We start from the raw sequence: 26,035 nt of genomic DNA, 5'->3' as shown, positions 1-26,035 counted from the left end.
ATTCGACTCTTAGACTCTTAGAAGCGACGTGAAATTGTTGTACAGCTCCTGTCAACGATCTAAAGCGTAAGGATCTATTGTAACGACATGTAACTTAATGTATCAACTTCGTTACGTCGCGCGATGTCCTACGCGGTCAGGCACTCATCATTCCCCGATTTCCTCCATGGCAATCTGGGCTGCGCGACAGACCAACGCACCCACAAACCCAAGCCCTTTCAATGCAATTGGTACTTTCAAAATGAACAAGCTTTCCCTTATTGCCGTCGCCCTCCTCGTTCTTTCCCACAAAAGACCACGATGACTACGACATTAATTAGTAAAACGAGCGATCGGCCACTTGTGATGGTAGCGGGAGGCGCGGGATTCCTGGGCAGCCACGTGTGCGACCGCCTCGTGCGGGAAGGCAAGCACGTCGTCTGTGTCGACAACTTCATGACCGGCCGGCGCGCCAATATCGCACATTTAAGGGCATCACCGTGCTTCACGTTGATCGAAGCGGATATCTCCGTGTCGTTGCCGCAGATCGACGTGTCGGAGATCTGGAACCTGGCCTGCCCGGCTTCCCCGCCGACCTATCAGGTCGATCCCGTTCACACGATGCTCACGAACGTGATGGGCATGAAGAACTGTCTCGATCTCGCCTACGACACAGGCGCACGCGTCTTTCAGGCGTCGACGAGCGAAGTGTATGGCGACCCCGAGGTGCATCCGCAGACGGAGTCGTATCGCGGTAAGGTGAATCCCATCGGTCCGCGCGCATGCTACGACGAAGGCAAGCGCGCCGCGGAAACGCTGTGCTTCGACTATCGCCGCACGTACGGCACCGATGTGCGCGTCGCGCGCATCTTCAACACCTATGGTCCGCGCATGGACCCGCAGGACGGACGCGTCGTCTCGAATTTCGTAGTGCAGGCACTGCGCGGCGCTCCGCTCGAGATCTATGGCGACGGTTCCCAAACGCGTTCCTTCTGTTTCGTCGACGATCTCGTCGAAGGATTCTTCCGCATCATGCGCGCGCCCGAAGCGCCGCAAGGTCCGGTCAATCTCGGCAATCCTGGCGAATTTACGATGCGCGAGCTCGCGGAACTGGTGATCGGCATCACGGGCACGTCGTCGACGCTCACGAACAAACCGCTTCCAGTCGACGATCCGAAGCAGCGCCGTCCCGATATCGGCATCGCGCAATCGCTGCTCGGCTGGAAGCCGCAGATTCCGCTGCGCGAAGGACTCTCGTCCACGATTGCCTATTTCAGCGCCGAGCTCTGGCTCACGCCGCTCGTGGAGGAATGCTGATCATGAAAGCACTCGTTACCGGGGGTGCCGGATATATCGGCAGCCATACGTGCAAGATGCTGGCGCGTGCAGGTCATACGCCCATCGTTTTCGACAATCTCTCGACGGGTCACGCGGACGCGGTCAGGTGGGGCCCGCTGTGTGTCGGCGATCTGCTCGATGCCGATGCGCTCGACGCCGCCTTCGAGACGCATCGCCCCGACATCGTGATTCACTTCGCCGCCCTCGCCTATGTGGGCGTGTCGATGCAGGACCCGGCGAGCTATTACCGCGTGAATGTCGGCGGCACGCAATCGCTGCTCGACGCGATGCGCCGTCACGATGTATCGCGCATCGTGCTGTCGTCGAGTTGCGCGACCTACGGCATTCCCGCCGTGTTGCCCATCACCGAGGACACGCCGCAACAGCCGGTGAACCCGTACGGCTTCACGAAACTCATCACGGAACGCATGGCCGCCGACTACGAACGCGCATACGGCCTGCGCTGGATCGCACTGCGTTACTTCAACGCGGCGGGCGCCGATCCCGAAGGCGAGCTCGGCGAGCGTCACGCTCCCGAAACGCACGCGATTCCGCTCGCGATCGGCGCCGCGCTCGGCACGGCTGCCGCCTTCAAGGTGATGGGCACCGACTACCCGACGCCCGATGGCTCCGCCGTGCGTGACTACGTGCACGTCAACGATCTCGCGGATGCACATCTGCGTGCGATGGTTCACCTGCTGCAAGGCGGCGACAGCGGCGCATTCAACCTCGCGACGGGCCGCGGCACGTCGGTGCTCGAATTGCTCGAGGCGGTGCACGCCGCAACCGGCAAGCCCGTGAACGCGATGCGTGCGGCACGACGCGCGGGCGACCCGCCCGCGCTCTACGCACAGGCGGATAAAGCGCAGCGCGTGCTCGGATGGAAGCCGCAATACACGGGCATCGGGCCGATGGTCGAAACAGCGGCGAAGTGGTTCATCGAAACAGATAGCCCGGCCGACGCCTGAACGCGCGACGCACAACGGGCAGAAGAAGATCAACACAGACCAGAAAGCATCAATCAAAAGAATCAGGGAGCAACAAAATGAGCGTACATATTGCAATCGTGGGGACCGGCTACGTCGGACTGGTGAGTGGCGCGTGCCTGGCCGAACTGGGACATGACGTGATCTGCATCGACAACGATCCGTCCAAGATCGATGCACTGAACAACGGCCGCATTCCGATCTACGAACCGGGTCTCGACGAACTCGTCAGCCGCAACGCCAAGCGCGGCAACCTTCGCTTCAGCCTCGACCTCGCGGCGAGCGTGAAGGGACGCGAAGCGGTGTTCATCGCGGTCGGCACGCCCTCGCATCCGGGCACGGACCGCGCGGACCTGAGCTATGTGATGGCGGTGGCCGAGCAAGTCGCGCCGAACATCGACCAGTTCACGGTGCTCGTGACCAAATCGACGGTGCCCGTCGGCACGAATCGCGAAGTGCAGCGCGTGGCCGAGCGTTGCCTCGCGCCGGGACAATCGTTCGCGGTGGCGTCGAACCCCGAGTTCCTGCGTGAAGGCTCGGCGATCGAGGACTTCATGCATCCGGATCGCGTCGTGTTCGGCACCGACAGCGAAGCCGCCGCCGCCATCATGCGCCGCATCTACGCGCCGCTCGCACAGAACGGCTATGAAGTGCTCGCCACCGAAATCGAAACGGCCGAGGTCATCAAATACGCGGCCAACGCGTTCCTCGCCGTGAAGATCAGCTACATCAACGAGATCGCGGATCTGTGCGAGGTCGTCGGCGCGGACGTCGATCGCGTCGCGGCAGGCATCGGTCTGGACCGGCGTATCGGCGCGGCGTTCCTGAAGGCCGGTCCCGGCTGGGGCGGCTCGTGCTTCCCGAAGGACACGCGCGCACTGAAGGCGATGGCCTTCGAGCATATCGTGCCGATGCGCATCGTCGAGGCGGCGATCGAAGCGAACTCGCGCCGCAAGACGGTCATGTTCGACAAGATCGAAGCGGCGTGCGGCGGTTCGGTCGCGGGCAAGCGGCTCGCCGTGTTCGGCCTCACCTTCAAGGGCCAGACGGACGACATGCGCGAAAGCCCGAGCGTCGGCCTGATCCAGATGCTCGAAGAGCGCGGCGCGAAGGTTCATGCGTATGATCCGTCCCGCCCGGCCGAAGCCGCGCGCATGCTGCCGAACATCGGCGTGGCGGCGACGGCGGTCGGCGCGGCGCGCAGCGCGGACGCGCTCGTGATCCTGACGGACTGGAAAGACTTCACCGAGTGCGATCTCGGCGAGCTGGCCGACTATATGGCCGACCCGGTGATGGTCGACCTGCGCAATCTGTTCGACGAAAACGCCGTGCGCGAAAGCGGCTTCCACCAGTATGTGCGCATCGGGCGCAAGACCGTGAGCAGGCGACGCGCGCCCGCCACCGAACGGCGCGCTCGGCGCACGCCTGCTCCGTTCGTCGTGCCGGCGAAATCTGCGCATCACGAAGCGCGCGGGGAAGTTCTTGCCACTGTCGAAGCAAGCGAGGCCGTATGAGCACGCCGGTCACCCGTCCCGAGCAACTGGAGGCGGAGCGTGGCCGCCCGGCGAGCGAGGCGGAAACGCCGAACCTCGCCGCGCCCTACCTCGTGCCCTTGCTGTCCGGAAGGCAACGCATCTCTTTTACCGTGCTGGCGGCATGCTGGCTGCTGAGCCTCCTCGGGTTCTGGGCGTGGTGGCTGCAGCCGCAACACAACGTCGATGCATTTCGCTACGCGGCGAACTGCGCGGTGCTCTTCTGGACCACCGTCATCCCAGGCTACTTCGTGCTGGTGTTCTCGCGCGCCCGTGTGCCCAATCGCGCGCGAGCGATTCCCGCGGGTCTCCGTGTGGCGATGGTGGTAACGAAGGCGCCGTCGGAACCCTTCTCGATCGTGCAGACAACGCTGCTCGCCATGCTCGCGCAGTCCTATCCGCACGACACCTGGCTCGCCGATGAAGATCCGTCCGCCGAGACGATCGACTGGTGCGCGCGTCACGACGTGCGTCTCTCGACGCGCAAGGACGTGGCCGATTACCACAATGCGTCGTGGCCCCGGCGCACGCGCTGCAAGGAGGGCAATCTCGCCTACTTCTACGACCACTTCGGCTATGCGAACTATGATTTCGTCGCGCAGCTCGACGCGGACCATGTTCCGCAGCCGGGCTACCTCGAAGCGATGCTGCGTCCGTTCGCCGATCCGAACGTCGGCTACGTGTCGGCTCCGAGCATCTGCGACAGCAACGCGCCCGAAAGCTGGGCGGCGCGCGGCCGGCTGCACGCGGAAGCGGCACTGCACGGCGCACTGCAGGCGGGGCATAACGGCGGGCTGGCGCCGCTTTGCATCGGCTCGCATTATGCGGTGCGCGCGCGCGCGCTGCAGGACATCGGCGGTCTTGGCCCCGAGCTCGCAGAGGATCACTCGACCACGCTGATGATGAACGCCCACGGCTGGAGGGGCGTGCACGCGCTCGACGCGATTGCGAGCGGCGACGGTCCCCGCACGTTCGCGGACATGGTTACGCAGGAGTTCCAGTGGTCGAAGAGCCTCGCTGTGATCCTGTTCCGCTATACGTCGACGTACTTCGGCCGCCTGCCGTTGCGCCTGAAGGGGCAGTTTCTGTTTGCGCAGCTCTGGTATCCGCTCTTCTCGCTGACGATGGCGGCGAGCGTCACGATGCCGGTCATCGCGCTCCTCACGCATCGCGTCTGGGCGGACGTGCCCTATACAGATTACCTGCTGCACGCGGCTCCGGTGACGGCGAGTATCCTGCTGCTGATGGCCTGGGTGAAAACCACGGGCTGCCTGCGCCCGCACAATGCGAACGTCATATCGTGGGAAGCGCTCGCGTTCCTCTTCGCACGCTGGCCGTGGTCGCTGCTGGGCGTGGCGTCGGCGGCGCTCGACTGTGTGCGCGGACGCGAGTTCGCGTTTCGCGTGACGCCGAAGACCGCGGCCGCCGATCCGGTCGCGCCCATGCGCGTCGTCGCGCCGTATCTGTGGCTCGTGCTGCTCTGCGCGCTGCCGGTCCTGCTCGTCGATGATGCCGACAACGCTCGCGGCTTTTACTTGATGTCGATGCTCAATGCCTTCGTGTACATTGCCATCGCGATCGTAGTCGTGGTGGCGCATGCGCGCGAAAGCGGGCATCTTAGATCAACGCTCGGGCTGCTGCTCGCCGAAGGTCCGCTCGCGCGGCGTGGCCTGTTCGTCACGGCAGCGCTCGTGCTGCTCGTGGCCGGTTATCTGCGGCTCGGTCAGGGCATCGAAGCGCTGATGTGGCGCAGCGATGCCATCACGCCCGCGGTGGCCGCGGAGCCGCCGAAGATCGGCGCCTACGATCCGGACCACGCCTATACGCTCGCCGATACGCTCGACATCGAGCATATCTTCGTGTCCTGGTCCGATCCCGGTGCGCCCGCTGCGATCCACGACGCCGGCAACTACGCGAGCCTGCACAAGCGCACCCTGATGGTGACAGTCGAACCGTGGCCGGCCGCATCGCGCAACTCGCATACGCTGCTGCGCGACGTGACGCTCGGCGCCTACGACGCGGAGATCGACGGCGTGTGCAGCGCGCTGCGTTCGCTCGATTCGGACGTGCAGGTGCGCTGGGCCCACGAAATGGAAACCGCGACCGGCCGCTATCCGTGGGCCGCGAACGATCCGTCGGGTTATATCGCCGCTTACCGGCATTTCGTCGACCGGTGCCGCGCTGGCTCGAAGCTCTTGAGTTTCGTCTGGTCGCCGCGCGGCGATACGTCGTTGCCCGCGTATTTCCCGGGACGCGGCTATGCCGACGAAGTGGGCCTGTCGGTCTTCGATTGCCCGACGTGCGCGCAGGGTGCGAACGAAGGCGCACCATCGGCGACCGCGATCCTGCGGGAGAAGTACGCGCGCGTTCAGAAGTACGGCTTGCCGGTGATCGTAGCGGAACTGGGCGTGGAAGGCACTCCGGAGCGCCAGCGTGCGGTGTTGACAGCCTTGCGCGACGTGCTGCCGCACATGCCGACCCTCACGGCCATCGTCTACTTCAACTCGCCGGATTCGCCGGGTGCATGGCCGCTCTTGCACACGCCGGACTGGCGACTGCCGCCGACGCTGCTCGGCCTGCTGGAACCGGCGAACTAGCACGCCGTCGGAAAGAGGTGCGAAGCTCGCGGGTCATGCGGGTTTCTCAACGTCCGCGCCGTGCCGAAGTGATTAGCGAGAAAGGCACTATTCCGTCCTGTCCCGCCGTCCACCGGATAAACGCTTTCAAAAGCCGGTACGCGTGCGCGGCATTGGTCGGACGCTCGCGCGCCTCGTTTTCCAGCCACGCGGCCACCGCTTTCGCGCTCAGGTCCGACAATTTCATTTCCAGCAAGTCAGCGAGCGGCCCGCGCACGGTTGTTCCCTTGCCCCGCTTGAGCGGTTCGCCCCCGAGCGCGGCCAACGCCTTATGGTCGGCCAGATAGCGTGGTGAGCGCGGTTGTTTGGTTTTGGGGGAAATCGTCGTGCGCAAGTGTTCCAGATAGGCTTGCCACGCCTCGGCCGTCGTGGCTTGCTCGCGGTGTCGCGCGGCGCGCTTGTCCTCGGCGGCGGCACGTTTCTCTTGTTCCTGTTCGCGCGGGTCATCGCCGTTGTCCATCGCCACGCCCAACTCCGCCGCCTTGTCGCGCGCCGCGTCGAGGGTCCAATGGTCGGGGCCGCCAATCGTGATGCGTACGGATTTACCGTGCAGACGACGCTCGAATATGTACGCTTTCGCGCCGCTCGCCGTCACGCGAAAGCCAAGGCCCGACACCTTGGCGTCCCAAAAAAAGCTTTGCCGCTTGCCGGGCTCGCACCGGTAGGCCGCGATGCGCGCCCCTGTGAAATTCTCTTTTGCCATTGCCCTTGTCCAGTGCCTACACGCGCCGTGTAAGCACTGTGTAGGCAGATTTTAGGGTAAATGGTCAATCTCGGTAAACGCCGATATGCGAACAACAGCGCCGAAACCCTTTATCTACAAGCTTTCTGGTGCCTACATCAACTTCGGTCAACTTCAGGAAATGGCCTGTCTTCCGCATTCGGAATGCGTAGTGCCAACCCGGCTGGTCGCGAAGTCGTTTGCGCTTAAGCGACGCCTGCATGCAGGCAAGTTCGGAGGATGAGATGGGTCAAACTGAAACGGCTAGGGTGGCCGTACTTTGGCGCGGCGATCATGAGGTGCGTAAAAGTGCCACACCGGCGAATAATCGCTTTTATCGCATCTTCGAAGAACTGACAGCGATCGGTATCGAGGCGCAACCCGCTGTCTATTCAGACGAGATGGTGGACGAAGTGCGTGAGCAACTCCTGAATGTCGATGGCGTACTGGTATGGGTCGACCCGATTCACGACGGACAGACCCGAGTCGTTCTCGACGCGATGTTGCGGGAGGTGGCGTCGCGCGGACCCTGGGTCAGCGCCCACCCCGACGTTATCTTGAAAATGGGCGTCAAGGAGGTTCTACATCGCACCAGGCATCTCGGCTGGGGAGCGGATACCCATCTCTATCGCAGCAGATCTGCGTTCCAGTCCGAGTTCCCGTCCCGGCTTGAATCAGCAGGACCGCGCGTGCTCAAGCAAAACAGGGGCAATGGTGGTCAAGGGGTCTGGAGAGTCGAGCAAATCTCGCCGACCGGCAGCGACACCGTATTGGTTCGAGTTCTGCATGCCCGCCGAGGAAGCGTGCCTGAAGAGACAACGCTTCACGATTTCATGGCGCGCTGCGAGGCATACATCACGCCCGATGGCTGCATTGTTGACCAACCCTTTCAGTCACGCCTGCCCGACGGCATGATTCGCTGCTACATGGGAGCAGACAAGGTTGTCGGGTTTGGACACCAGTTGATCAAGGCGCTGATACCGCCGCCACCGGAAGGACCTGACTCTGACGCTGCGCAGCCCGGGCCACGTATCATGCACCCCGCCTCGGCCGAGCCGTTCCGGGCCCTCAGAGCGAAGATGCAACTCGAATGAACGCCGCAAATGATTGATCTCCTGAACATCGACAGCGCTTTGCTGCCGATCATCTGGGATGCTGACTTTCTGTATGGGCCACGCACCGAATCGGGCGAAGATACCTACATACTCTGTGAGATCAACGTCAGCTCAGTTTTCGCCATACCGGACCAGGCCCCGGCGGCCATTGCTCGCCTCGTGAGTGAACGTCTGCGTAAAAAATAGCCATCGAACTGGGGTTCCATTAGGTGATGAGCAGCGTAATTTGTGCAGCCAAAATCGTAATCGGAGCCCTCGCAAAACGGTGTCGCGGGACATCCAGTGCTGAGATTGATGGCTCGCTGGTGAGTGTCAGTTCGATTAACGGTGCAAACAGAGGAGATTGGACATGAAAGCGCTTTTGATGCTGACGGGACTCCTGGCCGCGACTTCGGCGCTCGCCGCTCCCCCGCACGTAAGTAGCGGCATGCTTGTCGACGGACACGGGATGACCCTGTACGTATTCGACGGAAAAGGATTGCCCGATGCCAAATTCTGCGAAGGCGACTGCGAGCGAAATTTCCCACCAGCCTTAGCGGCGCCAGGTGACAAGCCATCAGGGGAGCTGACCTTGACGCTCGCGCCGAATGGTCGATCGCAATGGGCGTTCAGGGGAAAGCCATTGTATCGCGGTCTCATGGACAAAAAACCCGGCGATCGTTCCGGCGACGGCCTTAACGAAGTCTGGCACGCCGTAAGACTCCGATAACTGGCGGCTCGTCGACTCCGACTGGCCGCAACGTGTCGGTCAGCGGTCATTGACAATAACCGGCCGAACGACCGGAACTGGCCCAGAGCGTGTCAAAACGCGTAGCCACAGTGAATTGACGAAACCTGGCTCGGCGCAGGTCGCGGCTTTTCGATTGCGGCATCCCGAACATCAAATCACAGGCGAACACATCGCAAAGGCTCAACAACCCCGTACGGGCCTCACGCCCTCATCGCCTGGCGGCCTCAAAAGCGAAATGCAACACCTACTCGTATAAGGTGTCGCAATGCCCGACCAAACTTCGTACCAACAGCTTCGACCTGAAGAACGCCTCGCGTCGCAAGCCTGCGGCTACAGGATGTGAGTATTCGGGCCATGGCCCGAATACTCAGGCGCTCCCCGGCCACCGTGAGCCGTGAACTGAGGCGAAACAGCGCTCCTGCCGGCTACGCATCGGTGCGTGCTGAAGCGCTCAGCGCCGCTCGCCGTAGCGCGGGCCGCCGCCCCGAGAAGCTTTGCCTACAAAGCGTTTGCTGGCGGGTCGTGCTCACCCTGATATCCGACCGACCCGACCCAGCACGTTTCGCACGAAACGCGGCCCTTGGTCCTGACTTCCGGATGACAAATTTCGGTGCGGATTCCGTTCGGAACAGTTGATCTTATAAACCACGTATCTGAAGTGCATATCAACCCCTCAGCGCAGCAACGAACTCACGCAGGACGTCGGCAATTCGTTCCACGCTAACAGTCGACATATCGTCTTACCTATTTCGACTTCCGGCGGTTGGGTGGGCGGTTGTCTACACCGAAATAGCGGCAGCCCGATTACTATGCTTCTCATGCAACTCCTGAGATTACCCTCATATTTTGAGGTCAGCAGGTAGCCCGAAAACAAACGAACAAACTGAGGGCTATCTTTGTTCAAGTTCATCGCTCGCATGTTCAGTAAGAGATAAGTATCGGTTTCGCTCACGCGCCGCGCACAGTGGGCCGCAGTCAAGGCGGTTGCCCAGGAATCGAACGACGCCCGCTTGATTGAGGTGGTCCGCGACGCCGAAGAGCAAGCGCGCGAAACCATCGCAGACAGTTATGGCCGCGCCGTGCTCACGTTCCCGACGGACACGCAGCTTGACGAACTGTGCGGCGTCGCGCTGGATCTGATTCAGGCGTCGAGCGAATACCGCGCGCGTCCCGAAGTGCGCCACGCCTTCGCCACCGTCGGCTTCGTTGCCACCAGAGCTGATCCCGTGGCGGGCTAGCGATCTTAAGCGAACGCGTTGTCATCATTTGCGCATCGCTGGCGTGCCGACACCTGGTGCGTAATAGTGTTTGCCGTCCTTGTCGAAGGTCGCCGCGTTGCTATTCTCGCGATGGCTTCGCTCCAGGTAGTTCTGTCCTTCGGTCAGCAGGCGAACACGCTCCTTGGCGCGATGCCGTCGGTGCCATGCCGCTTTGTCGGCGGCTTCGCTGGTGCTGGTCGTATGGGGGAAAATCGGGGTTTTTTGCGGCTTCTGCTCATGCGTGCACCTCTGCTTTACGCGGCCGGCCGCCCTTCTTGCCGTTCTCGCGTGCTGCGGCCGCCTTGGCCGGCGACGTGCGGCGGCCCAGCTCGCGCATCCATGCGCACGAGCCGTAGATCCCGCGAAAGAGCGACGGGACATAGACGTCCGCATCGATTGCCGGGAAGTGCAGACTCCAGCCGACCGGCGAAATCTCGATCGCCGCGAGCGCCTCGTCGCTCGCCTCGCCGAGCCCCTGGATCAGGCTGACCGGTACGCGGAGCATGACACCGTTATCCAGCTCGACGCCGAGCGAGCGATCCGCGAAGTAATACGCAGCAATCGCGCAGGGGCCGACATCCTCGCCTGCCTTGCGCGCGGCAGCGATTTCTTCGTCAGTGATAACGGCCATGGTATTTCCTCCAAGGCGGCACATCGCGCCGCACCGGCAGCCTGGCATCAGACGAAGTGCCGCGCGACCAGAACGGCGCCGAGAAACAGCGCGTCCCAGGCTACGAACGTCGCGACGTCGCGAACAAACGGCATCCACTTCGGCTCATTCTGCTGACGCTCGATGTCGTCCAGCAGGCGATCATTGATGCGCTGCATTTGCGCGATCCGCTTCTCATCGGTGCGGGCTTCCATCAGCACCCTCGTTCAGTCGCAGTCAGTGGATGTTCCGCGAGATAGGTTCGTAGCGCGTCGTTCATGCGCGTTTGCCAGCCGTCGCCAGTCGCGCGGAATGCGGCGAGGATGTCCGCGTCGTATCGAACCGATACCTGTTCTTTCGGGCTGTCCTTCGGCGGGCGGCCCATGCGCTTTTGCGCGATGAGCTCCGAGAAAGGGCGCGCGCGTGCCATTTCCTCCGCCGTCCATTCGGGGTTGTCCGGATCGGCGTCGATGCCGCGCTGGATCTCGGCATCTTCCTCGGGCGTGTTCATGATGAGCGTTCGGCCTGAACGGGTTTTAATCGTGTCCGGCATAGGTTCGTTGCTCCCGGTTGTTTGCCTTGCGAAGATTGATGACGCGCATCGCACCGTCTCGGAACGTGAAGACGACGGCGTACAAGCGGCCGTCGATCAGTCCATAACCGCGATACCGAGTCTCGCGGTAGTCATGCCGTTCATCGATCTCATAGCGCAGGCTGTCCCAGTCGATCCGCGCTGCTTCTGCCAGCGATATCCCGTGCTTGGCTCGGTTGATGGCGTCCTTATCGGGATCGAATGCGATATCCATCGACTTATTGTGGATGCAAAAAGTTGCGATAGCAAGGATGGCGTGCAGCGATTTTCGGTTTCTCGTAGTCGTCGCAGCAGCCTTCGCGCTCTCTAGTACTAGTCGATACTATAAGCTCCTATTTAGTAGCTAGTATCTTCTAGTACCATCATTTTGAGGGAGGGCGCCGTGCCCGCCATCGTTTTCATCAGCCCCAAGGGCGGCGTTGGCAAGACCACAGCTTCGCTCGTGCTCGGCACTCAGTTCGCCAAGCACGGCGCGGCCGTCACCATGATCGACGCCAATCCAAATCGGCCGCTCAGGAAGTGGGGGACCGGCGCGCACTGCCCGGAGAACCTTTCGATCGTGTCGAATGTCCACGAGGAGTCGATTCTCGACGTCATTGACGCGGCCGCGTCGACGACACCCTTTGTCATCGTCGACCTCGAAGGCACTGCGGCGAAAATCGCGCTCCTGGCGGTCAGTCAGGCAAGCCTCGTCATTATTCCGATGCAGCCGTCGAACCTCGACGCGGATCAGGCAAGCCGCGCGCTAGTCGTGATCGCACAGCAGCAGAGAATGTCCCGTCGCAAGGTCCCCCACGCAGTCCTTTTCACGCGCACCAGCACCGGCGATCCGCACCCGGACCATGACGCACATCGCCCCGTCGCTGCGCGAGGCGGGTGTGCCGATGCTCGAAACCGAGTTTCACGAGCGCGAGGCGTTTCGTGCGATGTTCGCTTTCAATGAGACGCTTGAACATCTGGACGCATCCGAGGTCGCCAACGTGCCGAAGGCGGTCGCCAATGCGGAAGCCCTGATGCGCGAGGTCATCGCTACTCTCAACGCCACCGAGCCGGTCGCCACATGAGCACACGTTCCAACCCCTTCGAGAACCTTGCCAGCGCCGAGCCGAAGCCCGACCTGTCCAGCTTTAAGCCGCGGACTCGCACGGCCAAACCCGCTGTCGACCGCGCGGCGATCGAGCAGATCGCGCAGGAACAGGACTTGTCGAGCCGTCGGCCCGAAAAGCCGGTGCGAAAAGCCGCGCGGCGCAACGCGACCGGTCGTAACCAACAGGTCAACATTAAGACGACACCGGAAGCAGTCGCGCTGCTGTACGAGCTCGCGGACAAGCGCGGCGTGCCGCTCGGTAAAGTGTTTGAAGACGCGCTCGACGCGCTCAAGAAGCAAGACTGACGACCATCGACCCATTGACCATGCAAACGACGACATCGACACGACCGACGCTCACGCTGAAGAAACGCGCTGCCCCAGCAGCGCCAGCATCGGCTCCAGCAGCACCCCCGCCAGCGACGCCAGCACCGACGCCTGCACCGCCAGCACCGACGCCGACGCCAAAGCGACAAACCGCGCTCAGTCCGGTCGATCGTCACCGACGCAACAGGGAGAAGGGTGAGGCGGCGATGGCAATTTTGCGGGCTGCCTATCCGGCTCTTTTCAGCCACCCTGTCCCCCTGGCGCTAGGCATTGCAAAGGAGCTTACCGGGGCGAGGCGGGCGGGCACGCTGGTGGTGACCGCCGTTCCATTGCGACTTGCCCTGAGCGCGTGGTGTACCTCTGATGCCTACATCGCCGCACTGGCCGCTGGCGGGTTTCGGATCGGCTTGGATGGACAGCCAACCGAGCCGGTATCGGCCGAACACGTGGCAGCAGCGGCGGCCACACTCAGGAAGCGTCAGAAGAAAGCTGAACCTGTCGAAACCAGCGCCGCTTGAAATCGCCTGCGACGCAGCCTCCGAAAGCAGCGGCACGCGAACAAACGGCCCGCACGTCTGAAAAGACGGCGGGCCGTGCCGTTTTCGCCAAGCGGGACGACAACTCCAGCACGCGTCTCCTCTGCCGCGTGGCAGGCGCCGCAGGTGCCGCTGGCGAGCTCTGGACCGTAGGAGCGCACCACTCCCCTCACGCCGAGGGCGTGTGCGAACGCCTGCTGAGCCTGCCGCCCTTTTTTCTGCAAACTCGCTTTTCTGACGCTCGGATGACCGATCACGGCTCCGCGCCCACGCCCGCAGACCGGCGTCCGACCGCGCTTTCCTCCCTGATCGCGGTGAGCCTTTACGGGACGCCGCCGATGGCAGTCAGGCGCTGCACGCTTTACTGGCGCGGGTTTGACTCATATGCTGAATGCCGGGTGACAACCGGAGAAGACCTTGTCCTCCATCGCGCCGGTCATTGCATGGGTCGATTCGACGACGATCACGAAGCTTTCCCGCGCCGCGCTGGTCGCGGGCGTTTGTCGCGAGCGGTACCTTGGCGAACTGCTGGCGGCGGTGGCGGCTCGCATCCCGTGGCCCGACGCTGAACCGCCGACGCCACCGCCGACGCCGCCCGCTCGCCCGCTGCCGCCGCCGATGCCGCCGCCGCGCTCTCTCCGCGCGCAATCCATCCCCCGGCCGCGCTACTCAAGCCAGGTGACCGCCGGACTGCTCGGGCAGCTTACCGCGAAACCACCGGCCAAGCCCAAGGGCAAGACGAAGCCCGTCGCGAAACCCACGAAAGACCGCGCGAGGCCTAAGCCATGTGCGAAGCCGATCTGCGCGAGTTCATCCGGGCGCAGTTTGATCGACAAAACGCTCTGGCGTCCGAGCGCGAGCAACGTTGGAGTGAACGATTCGACAGGCTCAACGCGCGCCTCGACCGATTCGACGCGAGCCTCGATCGGCTTGAAGCAAGCGTCGACAGACTCGATGCGGGCCTCGACAGGCTGAGGGGCGCGGTCGAATCGCTCGCGGCAAGCGTGGCCGGGCTCGATGCCACGATGGCGCGACGTTGACCTGCCGCGTAGCGCGCGACCTACGTCACGTCCGGGAGTGGTAAAACGTGAAATGACTGGCGACGCCCACTAACCCGCAAGGGGGGTCACGATGGCTTACTCGGTGCCAACCAACCCCGACGTGCCGTATACGGCGAGTCTGGACGGTAAGTTTGTCCGCTCCTATGTCTCCCGGCGCACCGCCAACGCGCTCAGTCGATCCAACGTGCGCACCATCACGCAACTTTGCGCGCTGCCGCGCTCGACCTTGCAGGCCATGCCCGGCTTGGGCGATGTCGGTATGAGCGAGCTCGACTCCCTGCTGTCGTCGCTCGGCCTGACGCTCGCCGGGGAGAAACCCGAGCCGCGCGCTCGTCTTAGGGTTCGTCCTCGATCTGCGGGCCGACGCGCACACGCCGCGCTCTCGAAGGGGTAACCTTGATGTACGCCCTTGGTCCGGGCGTAAACCTCTTAAAAAGCCCGCCCCGCTTCCGGCGGGCTTTTTTCTTGTCCTGAGGCCGCCTGCTGCCCCTGCGGCGCCGCTGCCGGGCGCGAACTGATGAGCGACAAAGCCCGCCATAGGGTAATCGGGCGGGCATTAACGCTACAACAGAGGAGACAACGGGAATGCGTTCCTAGGATAAGGGGGCAAAAAAAAGCCCGCCACAAACAGGGGACTTCAGGCGGGCTCCCAAACCAACGGACCAATGCTCAAACACATGCGCCTGTCATGCTGGGGAGACGCGCTCCAAGGATAGGGGGCTGCGGGTAAAAAGAAAGTGGGGAAACCACATGACTCGCGCGAACGCCGCGCCCACGCCCGCAGACGTCTGAATCGAGGCTGCTTTTCGAGTAGAGCCTCGATATGCGGCGATTCATTGCATGCGACCGACCATGCTTTCTATGAGCTTTCAATTAAGCATCGTGGTTCGGAGAAAAAAGCATGTCCCCCTGAATTCCTGTCGCCCGTTATTGCCCCTGTTTCTAAGTTGGTTGCTGCCGCAGCGCTCGGCCTCGTGGTTGCGGTGGTTGCTGGTTTGGGAATCTTGATGGGTTCGATTGACCATGCGCAATCGGCACTTATCAACATACCAGGCGTTACTGATTGGTCCCCTTCGGCAATCATTATCGGTTTGCTTACGTTGATCGTAATCAAACTGTTTCAACGCAAGTAATCACCCCGGCGAGGCACGACGCACACGGCATCGCACCCACCCGCGCCGGCCGGAGCCCCCTACCGCGCGAGCGGTTTCGTTCGCCGAGGTGCAACGGTCATTCCTCCCTTCGAGTCGGTCGGCAGGTCCAGGCCAAAGGAGACACTCTGCCATTTAGTCGTTTGTATCAAACGCGCGAGCTGATTTTCGCCGCTCCGGCCGGCGCCGCCATCGGCATACCATCTCGTATGATTCAGGTTTTGGTACCCTTTGATCGTGAATCTTGTCTTTCTTGGCAGAATTCGGAAATTCACCGGGACCGCCGCGAAGGTTGAAGGTTGGTCAGCCGGCGGCGGAACCGCGGGCGAAATTCTGTGAGTTGAAACGTAACAGTTAGGTTTGTCCTACAGCAGATGAAAAGACAGTTGAAACGACATGCACCACGCCGCGGCAAGGCATACCTCGGACGCTTGGTCCACCCCGCAACTCGATTGGATCAGGCGCATACGGAGCTTCGCCCAGCTCGCACTTGGCCGGTGGGCGCGCTGGTTGATTCCGAAGCCGCTTTCCGTGAAAACACCCGGCTTCAGCGCTTGCAGCAACGGTGCGATGAGGACGGGCGCTTTTGACTGCTCCCCCGATGCTCGCGCCACACCTGACGCCCGGTGGTCACCTCCTTGCGGTGCGGGAGGACGACGCGCCATTCTTGGCGGAGGAAATACGATCGCGACTGGGCAGTTATTTTTCGCTCGGCGCGGGGCATGGCCTGCTGCATCTCGGAACGGCGGAAATCGGCCGCATTCTCCCGCCCGCCTGGGCCTGGTGGCGTGATTTTGCCGCGCGCTATGTCACCGCCTTGTGCGCCACGCCCGAAGGTGGCGAGATCGCGGTCGTCACGCCTGCTGCAGAGGACTTCGATGCCTTGATTGCCGATGCGCCGCCGATGATGGGCGGGGAATATTTGACGCCAGATGTGCTGGCCACGTTGTGGGACGCGATCAATACCGCTTTGCGCCAAGAACTGGCGAGCGCAAAAGTCTCGCTGCAGGATTTCCTCAAGTCGCGCCACCCGGCCTGGAATCTCGTCGGCCGGGTGCATTTCAATCTCGCTGAGAACCGCAAGGACCCGGAGGCACCGTTCGCCTTCCTTGCGACTTACACCTCGCGCTTGTCGGCCCATGGCAAGGCGCAACATCAACCACTGTCGCAAGCTTTGGCGGAATTTTCGGGAGCCAGGAGCAAGGCGCAGCTCTTGTCCCTGCTGCTGCCGGTGCAGCGCGCCGCGGAAGACTGCGATTGGCTCCGCGACATGGTGGAGGCCGGCGAGATATACCATCCGCTGCGCTGGACGCCGCTCGATGCCCACCGCTTTCTCGCTGACCTGCGCAAACTCGAAACCGCTGGAATTGTCGTTCGCACGCCCAGCGTCTGGCAGGCGGGCCGCCCTGCGCGTCCCGTTGTGAAAGCCAGCGTCGGCGCACGGCCGCCTTCGCTGTTGGGCAAGGAGGCGTTGCTCGATTTCAGCATGGAGGTGTCCCTCGATGGCGAGCGTCTGAGTGCCTCCGAGGTCAGGAATCTGCTCAAAGGCGCCGACGGCTTGCAACTTATCCGTGGTCGGTGGGTCGAGGTGGACAACAAAAAGCTCAGTCGCCTCCTCCAGCGATTCGAGGCTATGGAAAAGGCGGCGAAAGCCGGTCTGCCCTTTAATGAGGCCCTACGCCTTCTGGCGGGTGTGTCGCTCGACGATAGCGGCGACCCCGTTGACCGCGACTGGTCGCAGCTTGTTGCAGGGCCTTGGCTGGCCGACATCCTGCAGGAATTGCGTCAGCCGGAGGGGTTGGCGCAGATCAGCCCGGGACCGGAACTCAAGGCCAGCCTTCGGCCCTACCAACAGGCCGGGGTGCGGTGGTTGTATCTGCTCACCCGGCTCGGACTGGGCGCGTGCCTGGCGGACGATATGGGCTTAGGCAAGACCATGCAGGTACTCTCGCTGTTGCTCGTGCTGAAGCGCGAAAGCGCCGAGGCGCGGCCTAGCCTGCTTGTCGCCCCCGCATCGCTGCTGGCCAATTGGGCGGCAGAGGCCGAGCGCTTCGCTCCCAACCTACGCCTGCTGATCGCCCATCCGTCAGCCATGCCAACGGCCGATTTGCGTGCGCTGGATGCCGCGCGGCTTGCGGACATCGATCTCGTCATCACCAGCTTTGGCTCGCTTCTTCGCCAGCCGGTACTGGGGACCATCCAATGGCGTGTTGCCGTCGTCGATGAAGCGCAGGCGATCAAGAATCCGAGTGCCAAGCAAACGCGACAGGTCAAGCAACTCCATGCACAATCACGCATCGCGTTGACTGGAACCCCCGTGGAAAACCGATTGTCCGATCTGTGGTCCATTTTCGATTTCACCCACCCCGGTTTGTTGGGCTCGGACAAAGTCTTCGCCAACTTTGCTAGGCGGCTAGCGAAGGCCGAGCACTTCGGTCCGCTGCGCACGCTCGTGCGGCCCTACATCCTGCGCCGCCTGAAAACCGACAAGCGGGTCATCGACGACCTTCCGGACAAGACCGAACTCAAGGCCTGGTGCCACCTGAGCCCGAGCCAGGCGGCACTTTACCAGCGGGCGGTGAAGGATCTGGCCGCCGCGCTCGAAGACGCCGAAGGCATCGGTCGCAAGGGGGTGGTGCTGAGCTTCCTGATGCGCTTCAAACAGATATGCAACCATCCCTCGCAATGGCTAGGCGACGTGGCGTGGAAGGCCGAAGACAGCGGCAAGTTCGCCCGCCTGCGCCAACTGGCCGAAGTCATCGCCGCGAAGCAGGAAAAGGTGCTGGTATTCACCCAGTTCCGCGAGACCACTGACCCGCTTGCCGCATTTCTGGGTTCAATCTTCGGCCGCGAAGGTCTGGTGCTCCATGGCGGCACCCCGGTGGCCAAGCGCCGCGAACTGGTCAAGCGATTCCAGGAAGATGAGCTGACACCTTTCTTCGTGCTCTCGCTCAAGGCAGGTGGGACGGGGTTGAATCTCACCGCTGCCTCCCACGTGATCCACTACGACCGCTGGTGGAATCCGGCCGTGGAAAATCAGGCAACCGACCGTGCGTTTCGTATCGGTCAGCAGAGGAACGTCCTGGTGCATAAATTTATCTGCCGTGGCACGATTGAGGAGCGTATTGACCAATTGATCGAAGCGAAACAGCAATTGGTGAAGGACGTGCTGGAGGGCGGCGCGGAACTCCTGCTCACCGAGATGAGCGATCGCGAATTGCTCGATCTCGTGAAACTCGATGTTCATGCCGCCCAAGAAAACTGATCGTCAAGAGGAAGCCCAATGGGTTACGGGGTATGGAAGCCTTATGTCTCGGTCGCCGAGCGCAGGAAAAAGGCTGAACGGGCCGCCGCCAAGGCGAAGAAGGGCGGTGCGGAGCTGTCGCCAATCGCGTCGTATCGTGGCGCCATCGCCAAGACCTTCTGGGGCAAGGCCTGGTGCGACAATCTGGAAGGCTACAGCGACTATGCCAACCGCCTGCCGCGCGGCCGTACCTATGTGCGCAACGGCTCCGTGATCGACCTCCAGATTGCGGCAGGCGAAGTCCGAGCGCAGGTAATGGGCTCTAATCTCTACACGGTCGCGGTGACCGTGACGGCGTTCCCAGAAAAGCAGTGGCGAGCAATCGGAGCTGATTGCTCGGGGTCGATCGATTCGATCGTGGAACTCTTGCAGGGCAAGCTCTCGACAGCCGTGATGGAGCGCATCTGCAAAGCTGGCACGGGTCTTTTCCCGGCGCCGAAGGAAATCACGTTCAAGTGCAGTTGCCCGGACTGGGCGTCGATGTGCAAGCACGTTGCTGCCGTGCTATACGGCGTCGGCGCACGGCTCGACCAACAACCGGAATTCCTTTTCGCCCTGCGCCGGGTCGATGCCAATGATCTCGTCAGTCAGGTCGGTGCCGGCCTGCCTAAATCGAGAAAACGCCCGGCTACCGGCAAGGTGCTCGACGACGCGCTGGTGGCCGATGTGTTTGGCCTCGAGATGGCCGAAGCTTCCCCACCGACGAAGCCTGCTGCCGGGCGTAACAAGTCATCGGCCGTTAAGGTGACAGCGAAGAAGACGGCCAAGCCGGCTGCCTCGACAACTCGGAAGCCACCCGCGACCGCGAAGACTGCGTCGGACAACAAAGTGGTAACCAAGAAGTTGGCCGTCAAGCCGTCTACCGGGCCGTGTAAATCAACGTCCGGCAACGTCATTGCCGCTAAAGCAAAGGCGGCGAACTCGCCTCGAACGCCGAAAGAGGCTGCAACAAGGAAGCGCGCCAGTGCTCGACCGGCGAAAGGTAAGCCCCGCTGAATTCCGATTCCGTCTCGCACCGCTACGCGGGGAGCGAGTGACCTCGACGAACGCAATTATTTTCAGCGGGAAAGCCCGGCGTCTGATGAAGTCTCCGGACTATGTTGAGCATCAGCGGATATATCCGGTTGAGGGTTTCTCAGACCAGGTTGAACCTGCCTATCATTCGAGTTCGACCTTAACGTCGCGTTGAAGACGCCGGACGATTGGGGTATTTTCAATACTTGACCGACCGCTTCGTGAACATTGCGAACGGCCTGTAGTGGGCCGATGACCCGACTAAGACGCCCTGCGGACGAAGGTCAGCTTTCTGAGCGTAGCCGACGTTCAAATGTCCACCTGAGAGCGCTGGCGAATGACCGCAACTGGCCCGATTGCTGCCTTTGCCCGCCGCCGTCGAACGACATCATCAGGGGATTGCGTCCGTCCTGAGGATGCCCATCGGCGAATTCCCGTTTCGCTCCATGACCCGACCTGATTACCGTCGGCTACGACCGCGCCAATGACGCCCGGGAAACCTTTCAGATCAACGGAAAGCGCCATCGAGATTCCGCCATTGACATAACCGACAATTATCAACTTTTCGTGTGTAAGAGCTTTTTAGTAATGTCGGGTTTTAGCTCATTAGAAATGTCCGGTTTTGTCCCTTGAAAACGCGTGCTGTCAGCGTGCGCTTCAAGGGACAAAACCGGACATTTCTATTGAGCCCGCACCCCGACATCTGTATCTGGCTTTGACATCATCAGAGGGTGACATTGACTGTGTGGTTTGGTTGGCGCGTGAGGCAGCCGAAATTCAGGCGACTCCCAGCGCCGGCAACGCGTGCGACAATTTCGGTATCCTTGGAACGGAACGACGCCTAGCTGGTGCTCTCATGACGCAATCCCGATGTGATCGCTGTAGCGCGACTGGACCTGCGCACGACTTCGTCAGTGCCGGGTCGGACGGCACTTGGCGAATGCTCTGCAGTCGATGCTTCAACACCGAAATGGCGCAGTTCGCTGACATGCGCGGGTTCGAGCATCCGAGCTTTGCACCGCTTCGGCTCCGTGATGCGGATGACAACGATCACGAATTTCACTTCCGCAGTTTGCTGCTTGGTGATCAGCTCTCCCTTGAGGCATTCGAGCTTGCGACCGACGACGAACCCACAGGCTACCGCTTTCAGATCCTTGGAGAAGCCGGTTCCGAGCCGTTCGCCCTCTTGGGCCAGCTGATTCAGAAGATGAAGCGGGCCTTAAGCATGAAGCACCTGCAAGCCGATGCCGGTCGTCTGCAGATCGCCGAAATGACCGTTCGAGGCCGCCTCGAGTCGAACGGAGACGAAGGCGCCAGTCAGCCGTGCGTGATCATCGATGGACGGCGCATCGAATGGGAAGACCTTGGCGCGATGCTTCTAGCGTTCGAAGGATGGCAGTTCAGGCTTGAGATGCTCGACCCGAGTGACGAGGCCTGACAACAGCCGCGCCACCCTCGTCTTCTCCAACTCGGCTCCGATCAAACTGCTCCGCCCGAGTCGACAGTGACGGCGATTGGAACCTGTTGCTGAGATTCTCCAACGCATCTCAGCCCCTTGCGGTCGAACGCCAAGGACTGAGCCATCAGCCAGCCGATGTCGCTCGCTTTGGACAGGCCGGCGTATCGCCGACATGCTTCGACGGGGCTCGCGCTGACGCGTTCGCGCAGGCTGCAAAACCTACTGGCTGGCGCCCGCCCCGATCCCCGCCTTCTTCTGCGCATCCTGCAAATTCTGGGGATAGTCGGGGTCATTCGCTCGACCTGGGTTGTAGCCTGCGTCCTCAAGCTTCTTTAGCTCGGCGTTCTTCTTCGCGCGCGCTTCCTTTTTCGCAGCCTTTTTCTCTGCTTTAGTCGTGGGTGCAGCTTGCGTCACCTCACTTGCGTTCGTACTACCAACCTGAGCATAGGAAACCGGGACCAAAGAAGCTCCCACAACGCCCATGAGGAATGACAGAGCAATGCTTGCTGGCTTCGTTCTCACGGTAACTCTCCGTCGCTTGGAGGAATGCGTTCCGCAGGAAGTATAGAGCGTTCATGTCGACGCTGCGTCGCATCGCGCGATCCTCGTTAGGAACAAATCACGCCAGGACGGTCTCCTTGAAAAAGATCCGGAAGAGCGACAGGTCCACGTAGCCGAAGGCACGATCAGACGTCCCTCTTCGCGCACGACGAAACTCGCGTTCTCCAGACCGGCTACATCCTCGCAGACCCGTTTGTCGTCACAATTCAGCGCGAGCGGTGCAACGGCGACTCACGTCAAGTCCAATCGCCGAACACTCCTTGGCTACCATCCGAAGCATTCTCACAGCTCGAACAGCGTCAGCGAGATCGGTACCTGCCGCTGCGCGGTAGACCACTCCTTTTTGGCGCATTCGGAAAAGGACCCGATGGCGGCGCGCGTCTACTCGTTCTCCTTGAGCAGCCAAGCTGGGATATCTCGTGCACCGTTAATCACGCGCCAGATTTCGACGTGATCGTCGCGGTCTACATAAAAAACGACGTGCGGGTAGCGTTTGAGCGGCCAAGAGCGAAGTCCGGGCAGATTAAGTTCGTAGGCGTAACGGGGAGATCCCATGGCGGGATTCCTCCCCAACTGCACGTACGCCTCTTCGATCGCGGCGATAAACCCCAGTGCGGCCCGCTCCGATTCTTCATCGAAGAGGTAGTGGTCAATCTCCGTTTCGACGTCTTGCCGAGCTCGGTGCGTAGGTGTAACCGGCTTGGACCTCATTTGCGCGCATTACGTACGCGCGTGCGCAGCGACTCGAAATAGTCCCCATTAACCGGTGTCGTCATTCCCGACGCCGCACCGTCCAGAAGCAGTGCGCGCAATTGCTGCCGCTGCTGATCGCGGCGGATCAGTTCCCGGACGTATTCACTGCAGGTCCCATAGCCCCGCTCGTTAACCTGCTCGTCAACGAAGCATTTCAGCGCATCTGGTAAGGAAATGTTCATGGTCGTCATGGCATCCAGCATAGCAGGTTTGCCAAAATTTGCCAAAATAGGCTGCGAACCAAGTATCCGCCGGTTCCGAATCTCCCGGATCTGACGGCGGGGCGCTGTCAGGTTAGTTGCACTGCGGAGACCGCCACCGTCATGGCGAGCCGATCACCGCGAGCTTCGACGAGTCGGCGGTCAACCAGGTGATCAGCAAGCGTTTTGTGAAGCGGCAGCAAATGGCGTGGCGACTGACTCATGCCCAGGAACTGCTGCAGGTGAGGACAGCCGTCCTGAATGAGCAGTTGCGATCATGCTTCGAGCGATGGTATCCGACGCTCGCGGGGCTCACCACATTGGCGGAATAGCGCCCCGCTTTGGCGCGGATCGTCGTCTGTAGCGCGGCTCTGGAGGAATCGCAACTTCGTGCTCTTTGTTTCAAAATTCGTTCGTCCGAAGACACAGCTTCTTGTCGGGTCGCTTGCCATGTCCGCTGTTCGAAGATCGGACTTCGCCGTGACCGTCCACAGCGCAAATATTCTGCGGGTAAATTAGGGTCAGCCTGCCGGCAGTGCGCGACGTCCGAAACCGGACCATACTACGAACACCGGCTGACTGCGCGACCGGATGGATCAAAATACGTTCAAGACGCAGGCTCATTACGTGTCCGTCGATGAGTGGGGAGTGGTGCTTTGAACAACAATATGTTCTCTAAAGCGGCAGTGTGGCTCGTGATCGCACTGGTGCTGTTTACAGTGTTCAAGCAGTTCGATAAGCCCCGCGTCCAGGAAGGTGTCTCCTATTCGCAGTTCATGGATGACGCGAAGAACGGCAAGGTCAAGACCGTGACCGTTCAGGGCCGGAACTTGACGGTCACTCCGGCAGATGGTCAGAAGTACCAGATCGTGTCCCCCGGGGACATCTGGATGGTTGGCGATCTGATGAAGTACGGCGTCCAGGTCAGTGGCAAGGCTGATGACGAACCCAATGCGCTCGTCTCGGCGCTGTACTACCTCGGGCCCACCATCCTGATCATCGGCTTCTGGTTCTACATGATGAGGCAGTCGCAGGGGGGCGGCAAAGGCGGGGCGTTTTCGTTCGGGAAGTCGCGAGCGCGGCTGATCGACGAGAACAACAACTCAATCAACTTCACCGACGTCGCGGGCTGCGACGAAGCCAAGGAAGAAGTGTCGGAGCTCGTCGACTTCCTGCGCGATCCGCAGAAGTTCCAGAAGCTCGGCGGCCGCATTCCGCGCGGCGTGCTGCTGGTCGGCCCTCCGGGTACCGGTAAGACGCTGCTGGCGCGTGCCATCGCGGGCGAAGCAAAGGTGCCGTTTTTCAGCATCTCGGGTTCGGACTTCGTGGAAATGTTCGTCGGCGTGGGCGCGGCCCGTGTGCGCGACATGTTCGAGCAGGCGAAGAAGCTTGCGCCGTGTATCGTGTTCATCGACGAACTCGACGCGGTCGGCCGCCATCGCGGCGCCGGCATGGGCGGCGGCAACGACGAGCGCGAGCAGACGCTGAACCAGATGCTCGTCGAAATGGACGGCTTCGAGGCGAACTCGGGCGTCATCGTGATCGCCGCGACGAACCGTTCGGACGTGCTCGATAAAGCGCTGCTGCGTCCGGGCCGTTTCGACCGCCAGGTGTATGTTGGCCTTCCGGATATCCGCGGTCGCGAGCACATCATGAAGGTGCACCTGCGCAAGGTGCCGATCTCGAACGACGTCGATGCTTCGGTGATCGCGCGTGGCACGCCGGGCTTTTCGGGCGCCGACCTGGCCAATCTCGTGAACGAAGCGGCGCTTTTCGCCGCGCGTCGCGGTAAGCGCATTGTCGAAATGCAGGATTTCGAGGACGCGAAGGACAAGATCTTCATGGGTCCGGAGCGCAAGTCGGCCGTGATGCGCGAGGAAGAGCGCCGCAATACGGCGTTTCACGAGTCGGGTCACGCGGTGGTGGCGAAGTTGCTGCCGCACGCCGATCCCGTGCACAAGGTCACGATCATGCCGCGTGGCTGGGCGTTGGGCGTCACCTGGCAGTTGCCGGAGCATGATCGCGTGAACCTGTATCGCGACAGGATGCTCGAGGAAATCGCGATCCTGTTCGGCGGCCGTGCGTCGGAAGAAGTGTTCCTGAATTCGATGTCGACGGGGGCGTCGAACGACTTCGAGCGCGCAACCAAGATGGCGCGCGACATGGTGACGCGCTACGGCATGTCGGACGTGCTCGGCACGATGGTCTACGTCGACACTGAAAACGACGGCATGTTCGGCAAGTTCGGCTCGAAGACGGTATCCGAAAGCACGCAGCAGAAGGTCGATGCGGAGATCCGCCGCATCCTGGATGAGCAGCACGCGCTCGCCCGCAAGCTGCTCGAAGACAATCGCGACAAGGTCGAAGCCATGACCAAGGCGCTGCTCGAATGGGAAACCATCGACGCGGACCAGATCAGCGACATCATGGCAGGGCGTCCGCCGCGTCCGCCGAAGAACTTGCCGCCTCCGTCCGGCGATACGCCACCGGGTGGCATCAGCGGCACCGAGGTCAAGCCGAGTAACGCGCCGGCACAGCCTGACGTCCACCGCCCCTAGCTTTGCGTGCGCGCAGGTCGGACCTCAGCTGTAGCTTTTTATCGCAAGCGGTCAAGAACGAGGCCGAAAGGAACTAGGGACGGTTTCTGGAGACCTGGTCTGTCGACGTTCAAGACGCACGTCAAACGTTTGCCAGGCTCCGCTTTGAAGTAAAAGACGCACGTCTTCAACAATTCTATTCATCGACACTGCATGACTAAGAAAATTTAGTCTATCAACGACATGGTCGATAGCCTGACGTCTCAAGAACTGCAGCGTCTCTTGGTAGAGCGGCTTACGCCTAAAAGCTAGATTTAGTTTGGGAAAGCAACTCCATTGGGCGCGATTCGGCGTTGAACGCAGATGTCGCTCTACTGAATCTCATCAAGGAATTAACTGTTGTCTAAGACGATGCGAGAGCATATCGAAATTGACCTTGCCCCCGTTTGGCGAATCCCATACCGAGGATGTTATGCGGCCTTGCCTTGCTGCGCTGCGAACCACTTCT

Annotated in this window: 28 protein-coding genes and 1 pseudogene; 21 read left to right on the top strand and 8 right to left on the bottom strand. The window is 61.6% G+C overall.

Annotated features, from left to right (window positions below):
• The first annotated feature begins 300 nt into the window (after positions 1 to 300).
• The 4 genes from AWB68_RS31485 to AWB68_RS31470 all read left to right on the top strand — a co-directional run bounded on the left by AWB68_RS31485 (position 301) and on the right by AWB68_RS31470 (position 6,432).
• Entirely contained in the window at positions 301 to 1,296 is a 996-nt protein-coding gene (locus AWB68_RS31485; protein ID WP_087648223.1) for a UDP-glucuronic acid decarboxylase family protein, read from the top strand.
• Between the two features lie 2 nt (positions 1,297 to 1,298).
• Positions 1,299 to 2,285: a UDP-glucose 4-epimerase GalE gene (galE, locus tag AWB68_RS31480; RefSeq protein ID WP_087648225.1), complete on the top strand. Its 987-nt coding sequence runs from the start codon at positions 1,299 to 1,301 to the stop codon at positions 2,283 to 2,285.
• Between the two features lie 77 nt (positions 2,286 to 2,362).
• On the top strand, positions 2,363 to 3,817 hold the full coding sequence (locus AWB68_RS31475; RefSeq protein WP_087648222.1) for a UDP-glucose dehydrogenase family protein: 1,455 nt from the start codon (positions 2,363 to 2,365) through the stop codon (positions 3,815 to 3,817).
• Positions 3,814 to 6,432: a glycosyltransferase family 2 protein gene (locus AWB68_RS31470; protein WP_087648221.1), complete on the top strand. Its 2,619-nt coding sequence runs from the start codon at positions 3,814 to 3,816 to the stop codon at positions 6,430 to 6,432. Before AWB68_RS31475 ends, AWB68_RS31470 begins: the two co-directional genes overlap by 4 nt.
• A 46-nt stretch (positions 6,433 to 6,478) precedes the next feature.
• Here the strand turns inward: AWB68_RS31470 and AWB68_RS31465 are convergent, their stop codons facing one another.
• A complete protein-coding gene (locus AWB68_RS31465; protein WP_087648220.1) occupies positions 6,479 to 7,174 on the bottom strand; it encodes an Arm DNA-binding domain-containing protein in 696 nt (231 codons plus the stop codon).
• A 263-nt stretch (positions 7,175 to 7,437) separates the two neighbouring features.
• On the opposite strand from AWB68_RS31465, the gene AWB68_RS31460 reads away from it, so the two are divergent.
• From AWB68_RS31460 to AWB68_RS31445, 5 genes are all read left to right on the top strand, one after another.
• Positions 7,438 to 8,286: a Cj0069 family protein gene (locus AWB68_RS31460; protein WP_200828844.1), complete on the top strand. Its 849-nt coding sequence runs from the start codon at positions 7,438 to 7,440 to the stop codon at positions 8,284 to 8,286.
• Between the two features lie 9 nt (positions 8,287 to 8,295).
• On the top strand, positions 8,296 to 8,493 hold the full coding sequence (locus AWB68_RS51575; RefSeq protein WP_200828843.1) for a Cj0069 family protein: 198 nt from the start codon (positions 8,296 to 8,298) through the stop codon (positions 8,491 to 8,493).
• Positions 8,494 to 8,656: 163 nt separating this feature from the next.
• Positions 8,657 to 9,016 (top strand): COG4315 family predicted lipoprotein, encoded by a 360-nt coding sequence (locus AWB68_RS31455; protein WP_087648219.1) that lies wholly within the window; start codon positions 8,657 to 8,659, stop codon positions 9,014 to 9,016.
• Between the two features lie 375 nt (positions 9,017 to 9,391).
• Positions 9,392 to 9,673, top strand: coding sequence for a helix-turn-helix domain-containing protein (locus AWB68_RS51570; protein WP_087648218.1), 282 nt, complete (start codon positions 9,392 to 9,394; stop codon positions 9,671 to 9,673).
• Positions 9,674 to 10,047: 374 nt separating this feature from the next.
• A complete protein-coding gene (locus AWB68_RS31445) occupies positions 10,048 to 10,275 on the top strand; it encodes a hypothetical protein (RefSeq protein WP_087648217.1) in 228 nt (75 codons plus the stop codon).
• A gap of 256 nt (positions 10,276 to 10,531) precedes the next feature.
• On the opposite strand, the gene AWB68_RS31440 is transcribed toward AWB68_RS31445, so the two are convergent.
• The 4 genes from AWB68_RS31440 to AWB68_RS31425 are packed head-to-tail and all read right to left on the bottom strand — an operon-like array spanning position 10,532 to position 11,751.
• Complete coding sequence (locus tag AWB68_RS31440) at positions 10,532 to 10,927, bottom strand: DUF2442 domain-containing protein (RefSeq protein WP_087648216.1); 396 nt, start codon at positions 10,925 to 10,927, stop codon at positions 10,532 to 10,534.
• 47 nt (positions 10,928 to 10,974) lie between these two features.
• Positions 10,975 to 11,160 carry a hypothetical protein gene (locus AWB68_RS31435; protein ID WP_087648215.1) on the bottom strand — a complete coding sequence of 62 codons (186 nt, stop codon included), beginning with the start codon at positions 11,158 to 11,160 and terminating at the stop codon, positions 10,975 to 10,977.
• Entirely contained in the window at positions 11,160 to 11,456 is a 297-nt protein-coding gene (locus tag AWB68_RS31430; RefSeq protein WP_087648214.1) for a BrnA antitoxin family protein, read from the bottom strand. The genes AWB68_RS31435 and AWB68_RS31430 overlap by 1 nt, the downstream gene beginning before the upstream one ends.
• 25 nt (positions 11,457 to 11,481) lie before the next feature.
• On the bottom strand, positions 11,482 to 11,751 hold the full coding sequence (locus AWB68_RS31425; protein ID WP_087648213.1) for a BrnT family toxin: 270 nt from the start codon (positions 11,749 to 11,751) through the stop codon (positions 11,482 to 11,484).
• Positions 11,752 to 11,919: 168 nt separating this feature from the next.
• Here AWB68_RS31425 and AWB68_RS31420 point away from each other — a divergent pair, with 168 nt between their 5' ends.
• The 10 genes from AWB68_RS31420 (at position 11,920) to AWB68_RS31375 (ending at position 21,455) form a co-directional block, all read left to right on the top strand.
• Complete coding sequence (locus AWB68_RS31420) at positions 11,920 to 12,480, top strand: ParA family protein (RefSeq protein ID WP_200828842.1); 561 nt, start codon at positions 11,920 to 11,922, stop codon at positions 12,478 to 12,480.
• Complete coding sequence (locus tag AWB68_RS48975) at positions 12,464 to 12,601, top strand: hypothetical protein (protein WP_200828841.1); 138 nt, start codon at positions 12,464 to 12,466, stop codon at positions 12,599 to 12,601. The genes AWB68_RS31420 and AWB68_RS48975 overlap by 17 nt, the downstream gene beginning before the upstream one ends.
• Positions 12,598 to 12,930: a hypothetical protein gene (locus AWB68_RS31415; protein ID WP_087648212.1), complete on the top strand. Its 333-nt coding sequence runs from the start codon at positions 12,598 to 12,600 to the stop codon at positions 12,928 to 12,930. The genes AWB68_RS48975 and AWB68_RS31415 overlap by 4 nt, the downstream gene beginning before the upstream one ends.
• A 227-nt stretch (positions 12,931 to 13,157) precedes the next feature.
• Entirely contained in the window at positions 13,158 to 13,469 is a 312-nt protein-coding gene (locus AWB68_RS48405; RefSeq protein ID WP_087648211.1) for a ProQ/FinO family protein, read from the top strand.
• Positions 13,470 to 13,904: 435 nt separating this feature from the next.
• Entirely contained in the window at positions 13,905 to 14,462 is a 558-nt protein-coding gene (locus AWB68_RS47040; RefSeq protein ID WP_125483099.1) for a hypothetical protein, read from the top strand.
• A gap of 156 nt (positions 14,463 to 14,618) precedes the next feature.
• The gene (locus AWB68_RS31395; RefSeq protein ID WP_087648208.1) at positions 14,619 to 14,942 is read left to right on the top strand and encodes a DNA-directed RNA polymerase subunit alpha C-terminal domain-containing protein; all 324 of its coding nucleotides are present in this window, start codon (positions 14,619 to 14,621) and stop codon (positions 14,940 to 14,942) included.
• A 442-nt stretch (positions 14,943 to 15,384) separates the two neighbouring features.
• The gene (locus tag AWB68_RS47035; RefSeq protein ID WP_125483098.1) at positions 15,385 to 15,681 is read left to right on the top strand and encodes a hypothetical protein; all 297 of its coding nucleotides are present in this window, start codon (positions 15,385 to 15,387) and stop codon (positions 15,679 to 15,681) included.
• A 619-nt stretch (positions 15,682 to 16,300) separates the two neighbouring features.
• A complete protein-coding gene (locus AWB68_RS31385; protein WP_087648206.1) occupies positions 16,301 to 18,964 on the top strand; it encodes a DEAD/DEAH box helicase in 2,664 nt (887 codons plus the stop codon).
• 18 nt (positions 18,965 to 18,982) lie between these two features.
• On the top strand, positions 18,983 to 19,999 hold the full coding sequence (locus tag AWB68_RS31380; protein WP_087648205.1) for a hypothetical protein: 1,017 nt from the start codon (positions 18,983 to 18,985) through the stop codon (positions 19,997 to 19,999).
• 874 nt (positions 20,000 to 20,873) lie between these two features.
• Positions 20,874 to 21,455, top strand: a complete 582-nt coding sequence (locus AWB68_RS31375; protein ID WP_087648204.1) for a DUF7713 domain-containing protein — start codon at positions 20,874 to 20,876, stop codon at positions 21,453 to 21,455.
• 240 nt (positions 21,456 to 21,695) lie between these two features.
• On the opposite strand, the gene AWB68_RS31370 is transcribed toward AWB68_RS31375, so the two are convergent.
• The 3 genes from AWB68_RS31370 to AWB68_RS31360 form a co-directional block, all read right to left on the bottom strand.
• Complete coding sequence (locus AWB68_RS31370; RefSeq protein ID WP_087648203.1) at positions 21,696 to 21,998, bottom strand: DUF4148 domain-containing protein; 303 nt, start codon at positions 21,996 to 21,998, stop codon at positions 21,696 to 21,698.
• A gap of 420 nt (positions 21,999 to 22,418) precedes the next feature.
• On the bottom strand, positions 22,419 to 22,748 hold the full coding sequence (locus AWB68_RS31365; protein ID WP_087648202.1) for a type II toxin-antitoxin system RelE/ParE family toxin: 330 nt from the start codon (positions 22,746 to 22,748) through the stop codon (positions 22,419 to 22,421).
• Entirely contained in the window at positions 22,745 to 22,981 is a 237-nt protein-coding gene (locus AWB68_RS31360; RefSeq protein ID WP_087648224.1) for a type II toxin-antitoxin system ParD family antitoxin, read from the bottom strand. Before AWB68_RS31360 ends, AWB68_RS31365 begins: the two co-directional genes overlap by 4 nt.
• A 116-nt stretch (positions 22,982 to 23,097) precedes the next feature.
• Here AWB68_RS31360 and AWB68_RS49775 point away from each other — a divergent pair.
• Together AWB68_RS49775 and ftsH are read left to right on the top strand one after the other, a co-directional pair.
• Positions 23,098 to 23,322 (top strand): annotated as a pseudogene (locus AWB68_RS49775) (ISKra4-like element ISBte1 family transposase); the annotation flags it as partial.
• A gap of 324 nt (positions 23,323 to 23,646) precedes the next feature.
• Positions 23,647 to 25,548, top strand: coding sequence for an ATP-dependent zinc metalloprotease FtsH (ftsH, locus tag AWB68_RS31350; RefSeq protein ID WP_087648201.1), 1,902 nt, complete (start codon positions 23,647 to 23,649; stop codon positions 25,546 to 25,548).
• Positions 25,549 to 26,035 lie beyond the last annotated feature (487 nt).

Origin of the sequence: Caballeronia choica, from assembly GCF_001544535.1 — a bacterium.
GTDB classification, from domain to species: Bacteria; Pseudomonadota; Gammaproteobacteria; order Burkholderiales; family Burkholderiaceae; genus Caballeronia; species Caballeronia choica.
The sequence above is the reverse complement of the archived record's forward strand: the minus strand, read 5'-3'. Positions and strand labels throughout refer to the sequence as shown.